This is a genomic window from Mycolicibacterium confluentis, from assembly GCF_010729895.1.
GTDB lineage: Bacteria > Actinomycetota > Actinomycetes > Mycobacteriales > Mycobacteriaceae > Mycobacterium > Mycobacterium confluentis.
In genome coordinates this window covers 3887071-3898084 of record NZ_AP022612.1, presented here as the reverse complement: position 1 = coordinate 3898084, position 11014 = coordinate 3887071, and the positions used below count along the sequence as shown (strand labels likewise).

The 11014-nt window shown below is 67.0% G+C and carries 10 protein-coding genes; 7 read left to right on the top strand and 3 right to left on the bottom strand.

The window, feature by feature from the left end:
• Positions 1 to 2 precede the first annotated feature (2 nt).
• Genes G6N34_RS18355 through G6N34_RS18345 form a run of 3 tightly spaced genes read right to left on the bottom strand, consistent with a single transcriptional unit; the run spans position 3 to position 3537 of the window.
• On the bottom strand, positions 3 to 1031 hold the full coding sequence (locus G6N34_RS18355) for an ABC transporter permease (protein ID WP_234812746.1): 1029 nt from the start codon (positions 1029 to 1031) through the stop codon (positions 3 to 5).
• Positions 1028 to 2557, bottom strand: coding sequence for a sugar ABC transporter ATP-binding protein (locus G6N34_RS18350; RefSeq protein ID WP_085149409.1), 1530 nt, complete (start codon positions 2555 to 2557; stop codon positions 1028 to 1030). The genes G6N34_RS18355 and G6N34_RS18350 overlap by 4 nt, the downstream gene beginning before the upstream one ends.
• The gene (locus G6N34_RS18345; RefSeq protein WP_085149407.1) at positions 2557 to 3537 is read right to left on the bottom strand and encodes an ABC transporter substrate-binding protein; all 981 of its coding nucleotides are present in this window, start codon (positions 3535 to 3537) and stop codon (positions 2557 to 2559) included. Before G6N34_RS18345 ends, G6N34_RS18350 begins: the two co-directional genes overlap by 1 nt.
• A gap of 281 nt (positions 3538 to 3818) precedes the next feature.
• Here G6N34_RS18345 and chvE point away from each other — a divergent pair, with 281 nt between their 5' ends.
• From chvE to G6N34_RS18310, 7 genes are read left to right on the top strand one after another with little or no spacing between them, the layout of a single operon-like run.
• Positions 3819 to 4919 (top strand): multiple monosaccharide ABC transporter substrate-binding protein, encoded by a 1101-nt coding sequence (gene chvE, locus G6N34_RS18340; protein ID WP_085149404.1) that lies wholly within the window; start codon positions 3819 to 3821, stop codon positions 4917 to 4919.
• Positions 4916 to 6469 carry a multiple monosaccharide ABC transporter ATP-binding protein gene (mmsA, locus tag G6N34_RS18335; protein WP_456320147.1) on the top strand — a complete coding sequence of 518 codons (1554 nt, stop codon included), beginning with the start codon at positions 4916 to 4918 and terminating at the stop codon, positions 6467 to 6469. The genes chvE and mmsA overlap by 4 nt, the downstream gene beginning before the upstream one ends.
• On the top strand, positions 6466 to 7698 hold the full coding sequence (gene mmsB / locus G6N34_RS18330; RefSeq protein WP_085149401.1) for a multiple monosaccharide ABC transporter permease: 1233 nt from the start codon (positions 6466 to 6468) through the stop codon (positions 7696 to 7698). Before mmsA ends, mmsB begins: the two co-directional genes overlap by 4 nt.
• 4 nt (positions 7699 to 7702) lie before the next feature.
• The gene (locus G6N34_RS18325) at positions 7703 to 7918 is read left to right on the top strand and encodes a hypothetical protein (protein ID WP_085149398.1); all 216 of its coding nucleotides are present in this window, start codon (positions 7703 to 7705) and stop codon (positions 7916 to 7918) included.
• Positions 7915 to 9000, top strand: coding sequence for a galactose-1-phosphate uridylyltransferase (galT, locus tag G6N34_RS18320; protein ID WP_234812745.1), 1086 nt, complete (start codon positions 7915 to 7917; stop codon positions 8998 to 9000). Before G6N34_RS18325 ends, galT begins: the two co-directional genes overlap by 4 nt.
• On the top strand, positions 8997 to 10100 hold the full coding sequence (locus G6N34_RS18315) for a galactokinase (protein ID WP_085149392.1): 1104 nt from the start codon (positions 8997 to 8999) through the stop codon (positions 10098 to 10100). The genes galT and G6N34_RS18315 overlap by 4 nt, the downstream gene beginning before the upstream one ends.
• The gene (locus tag G6N34_RS18310; protein ID WP_085149389.1) at positions 10097 to 11014 is read left to right on the top strand and encodes an aldose 1-epimerase family protein; all 918 of its coding nucleotides are present in this window, start codon (positions 10097 to 10099) and stop codon (positions 11012 to 11014) included. Before G6N34_RS18315 ends, G6N34_RS18310 begins: the two co-directional genes overlap by 4 nt.

Sequence of the window (11014 nt, the reverse complement as noted above, 5' to 3'; positions counted from 1 at the left end):
GGTCAGTGTGCCCATGCGGGTGCCTTTCGCGACAGCAGGGCCCGGAACTTCGGTGCCTGCAGCAGGCACACCGCGATCACGACCAGCGACTTGAACACCAGTGTCGCCTCCGGAGTGATGCCCGCGGTGTACACCGTGGTGGTCAGGGTCTGGATGATCAATGCCCCGAGAATGGTGCCGGTCAGGCTGAATCGCCCACCGGCGAGCGATGTTCCGCCGATCACGACGGCCAGAATCGCATCCATCTCGATCCACAGTCCGGCGTTGTTGGCGTCGGCCGCGGAGATGTTCGACGCGATCATCAGCCCCGCGACACCTGCGCACAGTGCGCAGAAGACGTACACCGCGAAGACGATGGTGCGGTGCCGAACCCCGGCCAGTCTGCTGGCTTCGGGATTGATGCCGACCGACTCGAGCAGCATGCCCAGTGCGGTGCGCCTGGTGAGCACGCCGACGAGCGCGAACATCGACAGGCTCACCAGGATCGCCACCGGCAGTCCCCACAGGTATCCGGCGCCCAGAAGCCTGAATGGCGCGTTGGTCACTGTGACGATCTGTCCGTCGGTGATCAGCAGTGCGATGCCGCGACCGGCCGTCATCAGCACCAGGGTCGCGATGATCGGTTGAACTCCGCACACCGAGACCAGCAGTCCGTTCCACCAACCGAGTGCGACCGCGACTCCGAGGGCGATGCCCACAGCGGTGATGGCGGTGCTCGCGCTGGCCGGGTCCGCGGCCGAGGCGATGTGCGCACAGGCCAGGGCGCCGCTGATGGCGACCACCGCGCCCACGGAGAGGTCGATCCCGCGGCACGCGATCACCAGCGTCATGCCGAGCGCGACCAGCATGGTCGGGGCGCCGTTGCGCAGGATGTCGATCAGGCTCCCGAACAGGTGACCGTCCTGCACCCGAATGCTCAGAAAGCTCGGCGTCAGCATGACATTGAGGATGAGCAGCGCCATCAGCGCCAGGGCCGGCCACACCAGCGGTGACGCGGTCAGTCGGGTCCGGGTTTCCCGCAGCGTCGTCACCGGCCACCCCCGGCGATGAGTGCGGTGAGCTCGCCGACGGTGGTGTCGGCGCCGGTCCGCGCGATGCAGCGACCCTCGCGAAGGACGATAATGCGGTCGCTGATCCGCACCACCTCCTCGAGTTCTGCGGAGATGAACACCACCGCCATACCGTCGGCGGCCAACTCGGCAACGAGCCTCTGGATCTGCGCCTTGGCGCCGACGTCGACACCCCGGGTGGGTTCGTCGAGGATGAGCACCTGGGGTGTCGTGATCAGCCAACGCGCGAGCAGGACCTTCTGCTGGTTGCCGCCGCTGAGGTTCTTCACCAGCGCATCGGGGTCCCGGGGCCGGATGTCGAGACGCTCCAGCCAGTGCGTCACCAGAGCGTCCTTGGTCTTCTGGGGCAGGGGACGGGCGAATCCCCGCCGAGCCTGCGCGGCCAGCACCAGGTTGTCGCGGACCGTCAACTCACCGATGATGCCCTCGCCCCTGCGGTCCTCCGAGCAGAACGCGACGCCGCGCGCGATGGCGGAGCGCGGGGAGCGCAGTGTGACAGGGGCTCCGTCGATGCGGATCTCTCCGGTGGTGGCGCGGTCGGCGCCGAACAGGAGTCGCGCCACCTCAGTTCGGCCGGATCCCAACAGACCGGCCAGGCCGACGACCTCGCCGCGATGGAGATCGAGGTCGATGGGGTGCACACCGGGGGCGCGGCCGACCCCGCGCGCGGCCAGTACCGTCTGGCCGCTGTGGCCGTGCTCGGCCGCGGCGTACCCTCCGATCTCCTCCAACACAGCGAGTTCGTGTCCGAGCATGGCCGCCACCAGCTGCGTTCGGTCCAACTCGGCGCTTTCATATTCGCCGACCAGACAGCCGTTGCGCAGCACGGTCATTCGGTCAGAGATCTCGTAGACCTGGTCCAGGAAGTGGGAGACGAACAGAATAGCCACGCCGTCGTCGCGCAACCGCCGCATGACGCGGAACAGTTCGGTCACCTCGTCGGCGTCCAGGCTGGAGGTTGGTTCGTCGAGGATCAGCACCCGCGCCGAGACCGCCGTCGCCCGCGCGATCGCCACGAGTTGCTGCAGGGCGATCGGGTGAGCTCCCAGGGTGGACCTGGGGTCGATGGTCAGGTCGAGCTCGGCAAGCAGATCCGCGGCCCGGTGATTCATCGCGCGGTGGTCGATGCGGCCGCGGCGACGTGGTTCACGGCCCAGCAGGATGTTCTCTGCCACAGTCAGATTGGGGCACAGGTTCACCTCCTGGTAGACGGTGCTGACGCCGGCCTGCTGCGCCTGTCGAGGCCCGGTGAAGTGCTGTTCGACACCGCCGACCGCGACGCTGCCGGACGTGATGTCGTAGACGCCGGTGAGAGCTTTGATCAGCGTCGACTTTCCGGCGCCGTTCTCGCCCATCAGCGCGTGGATCTCACCGGGCAACAGCCGGAAGTCGACCCCGTCGAGCGCCTTGACGCCGCCGAACTCGACAGTGACGTCCCGCATCTGCACTGTCGGTGTGACACCGGGTGCCGAGACCACCGCAGTCATCAGTACTTGCGGTCCGGCAATGCGGCAGCGGCCTGCTGGGAGTCGAAGGCCTCGTCCGGGATGACCACCCGCGCCGGGATCGGCTTGCCCGCGACCACGTCCGCGGCCAGTTCCATCAGCTGCGGTCCGATCAGCGGGTTGCACTCGACGATGTAGTTGAACTTGCCTGCAGCCAGGGCCGCCATGCCGTCGTGGGTGGCGTCGATCGCGACGATCTCGATGTCCTTCCCAGGCTTGAGGCCCGCGGCCTCAATGGCCTCCATCGCTCCGAGGCCCATGTCGTCGTTCTGGGCGAACACCAGGTCGATCTTCGGGTGGGCCTTGAGGAATGCCTCCATCACCTGTTTGCCGCCCGAGCGGGTGAAATCGCCGCTCTGCGAGGCGATGATCTTCAGATCGGGGTTGGCGGCGATCGCCTCCGCGAATCCGGTGTTGCGCTCGATGGCCGGGTCAGCACCCGTGGTGCCCTCCAACTGAACGATGTTGACGGGCCCGGGTGCCGAGGCGTGTCGCTGCACCACCCAGTCACCGGCGCGCCTGCCCTCCGCGACGAAGTCCGCGCCGACGAACGTCCGATAGACGTCGGTCTCCTCGGTGTCGACGGCGCGATCGGTGAGGATGACCGGAATGCCCGCGTTCTTCGCCTCCAGCAGCACCGCGTCCCACCCGGTGCGAACGACCGGGCTGAACGCGATCACGTCGACGCGCTGTTGCACGAAGGAACGGATGGCCGCGATCTGGTTCTCCTGCTTGCCGCCCGCGTCGGAGAACTTCAGGTTGACGTCGGCGGCCTTGGCCGCGTCCTGAATGGACTGGGTGTTGGCGGTTCGCCAGCCGCTCTCGGCGCCGACTTGGGAGAACCCCATCGTCAGTTGACCGCCGTGGCCGCCGGGCTCGCCGGCGGGGGCGGGGCCGCTGCCGCAGCCGGCCAAGGCGACCACCGCGGCGATCCCGATGATCGCAGAGCGAGATCTCTTCACAGTGACTCCTTCAAGTTGGTTTCTGCCGAGGTCAGCGCGGTGCTGACGCGGTGCTGTCGGCGGGTGCGAGGTGCGAAGACGGTGTGACGGGCGTAACACCCAGGCAGATGTTAACGCTCACATTCGAGATGTGTCAACGGGTGGACCGCATCGCGGGTGGGTCAAACTCGGCCCTTGACAAAGCGTGAGACGCATCACAAAATCGGGAATGTTAGCGCTCACATTTCGTTGGGGCTAGATGTCTGCGTCGCTGTGCGCGGTGAAGCAACCGGAGGATTTGAATGCGAAAGAGCATTGTTCGAATCGTGGGCACCCTTGCCGTGGTGGCCGCGGTGACCGCCGTTGGCTGCGGTCGCCAAGCTCAGACCGAGGCGGTGAACCCAGGGGGAGACCGCTCGGGCACCGTCGGCATCGCGATGCCGACGAAGTCGTCGGAGCGTTGGGTCGCCGATGGCGCCAACATCGCCCAACAGTTTGCCGACCTCGGCTACGAAACCGATCTGCAGTACGGCGATGACGTTGTGCAGAACCAGGTCTCACAGATCGAGAACATGATCACCAAGGGGGTGAAGGCCTTGGTGATCGCCCCGATCGACAGCTCGTCGCTGACCGACACACTGCAGCGTGCAGCGGACGCGGGAATCCCCGTGGTCTCCTATGACCGGTTGATTCGCGGCACCGAAAACGTCGACTACTACGCAACATTCGACAACTTCGGAGTCGGGGTGCTTCAGGCGTCCTACATCGTGGACTCACTCGGCGTGAAGGACGGCGCCGGCCCCTTCAACATCGAACTGTTTGCCGGGTCACCCGACGACAACAACGCGACGTTCTTCTTCAACGGCGCGATGAGCGTGCTGCAGCCCTACCTGGACAGCGGCAGACTCGTCGTCAAGAGCGGTCAGACCTCGTTCGGCCAGGTGGCCACGCTCCGCTGGGACGGCGGGCTCGCGCAGTCCCGAATGGACAACCTGCTGAGCCGCGCCTACACCAGCGGTCGCGTGGACGCGGTCCTGTCGCCGTACGACGGCCTGTCCCTGGGCATCATCTCGGCCCTGAAGAGTTCGGGATACGGAACGCCGAACAACCCGCTGCCGATCGTGACGGGCCAGGACGCAGAGCTGGCATCGGTCAAGTCCATCGTCGCCGGCGAGCAGACCCAGACCGTGTTCAAGGACACCCGCGAGTTGGCGAAAGCCGCAGTGCAGATGACGGATTCGCTGCTCACCGGAGGCACGCCCGAGGTCAACGACACCAAGACCTACGACAATGGCGTCAAGGTGGTGCCCGCCTTCCTGCTCGACCCAGTGAGCGTCGACCGGACGAACTACCAGCAGGTCCTGATCGACTCGGGCTACTACACACCGGCGCAGCTCGCGTGACCGACACCCGTGGGACGGCGGGGGCGCCGCTGCTCCAGATGCGCGGCATCACCAAGCGTTTCGGCAACGTCACGGCGCTGAGCGATGTCAACCTCACGGTGCGCGCGGGCGAGATCCACGCCATCTGCGGTGAGAACGGTGCCGGCAAGTCGACGCTGATGAAAGTCCTCAGCGGGGTCTATCCGCACGGGAGCTACCAGGGCGAGATCACGTTCGACGGAATGCCGGGCGAGTTCAAGGACATCCGGTCCAGCGAGCGCCGCGGCATCGGCATCATCCACCAGGAACTCGCGCTGGTGTCGGTGCTGTCCATCGCCGAGAACATCTTCCTCGGCAACGAGCACGCCTCCTCGGGCATCATCAACTGGCACGAGACCATGACAGACGCGCAACGACTGCTCGACCGAGTGGGACTGCGCGAGAGCCCGCAGACCCGGATCAGCGACATCGGTGTCGGTAAGCAGCAACTCGTGGAGATCGCCAAGGCGTTGTCCAAGAAGGTCAAACTGCTCATCCTCGACGAACCCACGGCGGCGCTCAACGACGCCGACAGTGCCCATCTGCTCGACCTCATGGTCGAACTCACCGGTGAGGGGCTGACCTGCATCATCATCTCCCACAAACTCAACGAGGTGATGCGGGTTGCCGACACCGTGACCATCCTGCGCGACGGCCAGACCATCGAGACTCACGCGGTCGAGTCCGGGCTCACCGAGGAGCACGTCATCCGCGGCATGGTGGGCCGCGACATGGTCGATCGTTTTCCGGCGCGGTCAGGTCATCCGATCGGTGAGGTCACCTTGGCGATCGAGGGCTGGACCGTGCACCACCCCCTGGACCCGCAACGCAAGGTCGTCGACTCGGTCTCCATCAACGTCCGGCGTGGCGAGGTCGTGGGTCTGGCGGGGCTGATGGGAGCCGGCCGCACCGAACTCGCGATGAGCGTGTTCGGGCGCAGCTACGGACGGAAGACGGCAGGGCGAGTCGTCAAGGACGGCAAACAGATTCGTACCCGCACGGTCCCGGAGGCCATCGGCCACGGCCTTGCCTACGTCACCGAGGACCGCAAGCACTACGGGCTCAACCTGATGGACGACATCGCCAGGAGCGTGACCCTGGCATCGCTGCAGAAGGTGAGCAGAACGGGCGTCGTCAACGAGCATGAGGAGACGTTGGTCGCCGAGGGTTTCCGCACCGACATGCAGATCAAGGCGCCATCGGTGCGGACCACCACGGGCAGTCTGTCCGGCGGAAACCAGCAGAAAGTGGTGCTGAGCAAGTGGGTGTTCGCCGACCCCGACGTGCTCATACTCGACGAACCGACGCGCGGTGTCGACGTCGGAGCTAAGTACGAGATCTACACGATCATCAACCGCCTTGCGGCGCAGGGTAAGTCCGTGATCGTCATCTCCTCCGAACTGCCCGAGCTGATCGGTCTGTGCGACCGGATCTACACGCTCAACGAGGGCCGGGTCACCGGAGAGGTGGACCGCGCGGATGCCGCGCAGGAGACGTTGATGCATTTCATGATGAAGGGACCGACCACATGACCACCAGTTCGACACTGGACGCAGGGTCCAGCACGCCTGCGCCTTCGGCCCCGGAATCACCGCGACAGCGGCTGAAATCGCTGCTTCGCGGCAACTTTCGGCAGTACGGGATGGTCCTCGCGCTGGCCCTCATCGTCATCCTGTTCCAGGTCTGGACGAGTGGCATTCTGCTCAAACCGCTCAACGTCACCAACATCGTGCAGCAGAACGGCTACATCCTGATCCTGGCGATCGGCATGGTCATCGTCATCATCTCGGGACACATCGACCTGTCGGTGGGGTCGATCGCCGGTTTCGTCGGCGCCATGTCGGCGGTGTTGATGGTGCACCACAACATGTCGTGGCCCATCGCGGTGACGCTCTGCCTGCTGCTGGGCGCGCTCATCGGCGCGTGGCAGGGGTTCTGGATCGCCTACGTCGGCATCCCCTCGTTCATCGTGACCCTGGCGGGCATGCTGGTGTTCCGCGGGGCGACACAGTATCTGCTGGAGGGACAGTCGATCGCCCCGTTCCCCCGCAGCTTTGGGCAGGTCAGCAGCGGGTTCCTGCCCGAACTGGGCAACGCGAGCATGTACCACTGGCCCACGGTCATCCTGGGGACCGTGGTGATGTGCGCCGCGGTGTGGCAGCAGGTCCGAGCCCGACGGACGCAGATGCGCTACGCCTTCGACGTCCTGCCGGTGGGCTGGTTCGTGCTGAAGTGTGTGGGCATCGTCGCGGCACTGGGGGCCTTCACCCTGGTGCTCGCGAGCTATCGCGGTGTGCCCGTGGTCGGGGTCATCCTCGCGGTCGCCTTCGTGGTCTACGCATTCGTCATGCGCAGCACCGTCTTCGGCCGGCAGGTCTACGCGGTCGGCGGGAACTCCGCGGCGGCCCGGCTGTCTGGTGTGAAGACCAAGCGCGTCACGTTCCTGGTGTTCGTCAACATGGGCCTGCTGTCGGCTTTGGCCGGGCTGCTGTTCGCGGCGCGACTCAACTCCGCGACCCCCCAGGCCGGCATCGGGATGGAGTTGGAGGCCATCGCCGCGGCGTTCATCGGCGGCGCCTCGGCCAACGGCGGCGTGGGCACGGTGTTCGGCGCGATCATCGGCGGCTTCGTCCTCGGGGTGCTCAACAACGGGATGTCTCTGATCGGTATCGGCAGCGACGTGCAGCAGGTCATCAAGGGGCTGGTCCTGCTGGCGGCGGTGGGCTTCGATGTCTACAACAAGAAGAAGGGCGGGTCCTGACGAGATGGACCGGTTCGACCGCGAGATCCTCGACTATGTCCGCAGCTGGGTCTGCTACGGCGGTCCACCCGCCGACGCGGTGATGATGACTTTCGGGATGACCCCCGAGCAGCTCGCAGCCCGCGTCGAGAGCATCGTCTCGGCAGAGAAGGCCCGCATCGAGCAGGAGTTGCGCCGGCCCTGGCTGCGGGTGCAGACCGCCCGGAAAGCCAGCCCGTGAGCGTCACCCCGGTGCCGTGGACGTTGTCCGATGGGCGCGAACTGCTGTTCTTCTCACTGCCCGGACACGTTCCCGCGCCGGTCGACGACCGTCGAGCGCTGCCGGTTCGCGACAGTGCGCAATCGCAGCTGCGTTACGACCGCCAGACTGGCGAGTGGGTGATCATCGCCGCGCTCCGCCAGGACCGCACGCACCAACCCGAGGCGGCCGAATGCCCGCTCTGCCCTGGACCGTCCGGGCTCACCAGCGAGGTGCCCGCCCCCGACTACGACGTGGTGACGTTCGAGAACCGATTCCCGAGCCTGTCCGGCCGCGGCGGTCCTGTCGCCGTCGAATGTCCTCAGGGCTTCGTGTCTGCGCCCGGCCGGGGACACTGCGAGGTCGTCGCGTTCTCCAGCAGCCACTCCGGGTCGTTCGCCGACCTCGACGAGGCGCACGCCCGACTGGTCGTCGACGCCTGGCGCCATCGCAGCGCCGACCTGTTGGCCCGGCCCGGGATCGAGCAGGTGTTCTGCTTCGAGAACCGGGGTGCGGAGATCGGTGTCACGCTGACCCATCCACATGGCCAGATCTATGCCTTCCCGCACCTGACTCCGCGGGCCTCCGTCATGCTGGCGCAGGCCCGCACCCACCGGGTGCGGCACGGCACAAACCTGTTCGCCGACATCCTCGCCGACGAGGTCGCTGACGGCTCCCGGATCATCGCCCGTGACGATGCCTTCACCGCCTTCGTGCCGTTCGCGTCGCGGTGGCCGGTGGAGGTGCACATCCACCCGAACCGGCCCGTGCGCAACCTGACTCAGCTCTCCGAGGTCGAACTCGACGCCTTCGCGCGGATGTACCTGGACATCCTGCGCAGGTTCGATCAGTTGTACGGCGAGCCGCTGCCGTACATGTCGGCCCTGCACCAGTACAGCGACTCCGACGCGCACCGTGAGGGCCGCTTCCGTGTGGAGCTGATGTCGATACGACGCAGCGCCACCAAACTGAAGTACCTGGCGAGTTCGGAATCGGCAATGGGGGCGTTCGTCAATGACACCGTTCCCGAGGCCGTCGCCGAGCGACTGCGACGGTTGCGATGACAGGGCCGGTCATTCGGTACTCGGCGCCCGGTCGGGTCAACCTCATCGGGGAGCACACCGATTACAACCTCGGTCTCGCCCTGCCCATCGCGCTTCCCGTCCGCACCTCGGTGACCCTGCGTCCCGACGCCTGCGACGCGCTCGAGGTGCACAGTGATCGCGTGCCGGGATCGGTGCGGATCGCGCTGAACACCGTGCCCGGAGACGTCACCGGGTGGGCCGCCTACGTGGCGGGCGTGGTGTGGGCACTTCGACGCGCCGGCAAACGCGTCCCCGGCGGGGTGATGTCCATCAGCGGCGGAGTCGACATGGGCTCGGGTCTGGCGTCGTCGGCGGCGCTGGAGTGCGCGGTGCTCGGCGCGATGCTCGCGGCCACCGGTGAACTCATGGACCCGCTGGACCGGGCCAGGATCGCTCAGCGCGCAGAGAACGAATACGTCGGCACCCCTACGGGTCTGCTGGATCAGACCGCGGTCCTGTGCGCCGAATCCCGGCGGGCGCTGCTCGTCGACTTTCGCGACCTCACGACGCGTCCGGTGCCGTTCGACCCCGAGGCCTACGGGCTGGCTCTGCTGCTGATCAACTCCCGCGCGGTGCACCGCCACGCCGACGGCGAGTACGCCACCCGACGGGCGGCATGCGAGCGTGCCGCGGCGGCCCTCGGGGTGTCCTCCCTGCGGGAGGTCCAGGGGCAGGGAATCTCGGTGCTGTCGGGTGTGCCGGACCCCGTGGACGCCCGCCGCGCCCGGCACGTCCTCACCGAGAACGTGAGGGTCCACGACATGGTCGTCGCGTTGCAGGCCTGCGACTACCGCCACGTCGGCGGGCTGTTGTCGGCCTCGCACGATTCGATGCGCGACGACTTCGAGATCACCACGGCACACCTGGATCTGATCGTCGACACCGCGGTGCACGCAGGCGCACTCGGTGCCCGGATGACCGGCGGCGGATTCGGCGGGTGCGTCATCGCCCTTGTCGACGGCGCGCGTTCCGGTGTCGTCAGTGAGGCCGTGCGCGAGACCGTGCGGCGGGCCGGACACCCCGCGCCGAGCATCGTCGCCACGCAGGCCGGACCCGGTGCGGGCGAGCACATCTCGTGACCGGCGGATCTCAGTATGAGCTCACCCTGCGTGCCGGCGGACGGTCGATTCGCGGGCAGATCGCGCAGGTGGGCGCAGCGATCCGGCACCTCTCAATCGACGGGGTCGACCTCACCGCGGGTGTCGACGATCGTCAGCCCGTGCCGCACAGTTGCGGGACGGTGCTGGTTCCATGGCCGAATCGAGTGCGCGGCGGCCGCTGGGCTCACCGCGGGTGCACTCAGCAACTCGATCTCACCGACCCCGGCACCGGCAGCGCACTGCACGGGCTGCTCCGGGACACCGCCTACGTGCCCACAGTGCGTTCCGACTCGTCGATCAGGCTCAGCGCCCTGGTGCGCGCGCAGCGCGGCTACCCGTTCCCGCTCGACACCTCGGTCCGCTACCGTCTGGTCGCCGACGGGCTGATTGCCACACACACTGTCCGCAACGTCGGGACCGCCTGTGCTCCAGTCGCCCTCGGGGCGCATCCGTTTCTGGCGATCGGCGACGTGCCGACCGAGGCACTGACGCTGTCAGTCAACGGTTGCCGCCACATCGACGTCGATGACCGGCTCATCCCCGTCGGGGTCACCGCGGTGGACGGAACCGACTGGGATCTTCGCGGTGGGCGCACTGTGGCGGACCTGGATCTCGACGACGCGTGGGCGGTGGACAACGATGAGGGTGCCACGCTGGCGTCGCTGCGCGCGCCGGACGGACGCACCGTGTCACTGTGGGGCGACCGGCATTTCGGTTACGTCCATGTCTTCACCACGCGAGCGTTCCCGCGTGGTGACGGATCCGTGACCGCGGTCGCGCTCGAGCCCATGACCGCTCCCGCGGATGCGTTCAACCACGGCGTGGGGTTGCGCTGGCTGAAGCCCGGCGATGCGCTGTCGGCGACCTGGGCGATCCGGTACGCCATGATCTGA